Annotated in this window: 1 protein-coding gene; it reads right to left on the reverse strand. The window is 52.8% G+C overall.

The features are described 5' to 3' along the window. A partial coding sequence (locus H5154_RS22935; protein WP_182719755.1) for an Ig-like domain-containing protein occupies positions 1–757 on the reverse strand: 757 nt, incomplete at both ends.

A 757-nucleotide genomic window follows, 5' to 3' on the forward strand; every position in this document is an offset into this window, starting at 1 on the left:
GAACCATCAGCGAGGACGGTGGCACTTAATCCATAACTATCGCCATTGACATCCACGATACTGATGCTAACAACGGTGCCCGTAGGCTCGGTTGAGGTACCCGTAATCGTTGGTGTCGCATTGTTACCAAGGCCATTATCATTAACCATAACAACAGGCACTGAGGTATCAATATTGCCCGTTAAGGCCACTTGAGTATCATTTCCCGCCGCATCGGTAATGACGGCATCGACGGTGTAATCGCCCTCGCTCAGGCCGTTCGGTACTTCGACTGACCATTGACCATTGCTTTGTACTGTCGCGCTCAGGGTTTGTTCAACCCCGTTGGCATCGGTGACCACTAAGGTCACTGTGCCACCGATTTCATTGCTGGTGCCACTGAATACCGGGGTGACGTCACTGCCAGCACCGACACCTTGTACAGTGAGACTCGGCGCGGTGGTATCAATCACACCACTAATTGAGTCGGTGGTTTCATTGCCCACACTGTCGCGAACACTGACCTCAACACTAAACGCACCATCAGGCAGTGGGGTTGTCGGGCTAATTACCCAATCACCATTGGCATCCACGGTGGCGCTGAGGGTTTGCGTGTTGCCATCTTTATCAGTAACAACCACCGTCACTGCAGTCCCTTGACCCGCATCAGTGGTCCCACTAATGGCTGGGGTGTTGTCATTGCTCAATGTATCGACGCTCACCGTGAGCGTCGGTGGCGTACCATCAAAATCAGTCGAAGTGATCGTGCGCACATTAC

Source organism: Pseudoalteromonas sp. SR44-5 (assembly GCF_014163675.1).
Classification (GTDB): domain Bacteria; phylum Pseudomonadota; class Gammaproteobacteria; order Enterobacterales; family Alteromonadaceae; genus Pseudoalteromonas; species Pseudoalteromonas rhizosphaerae.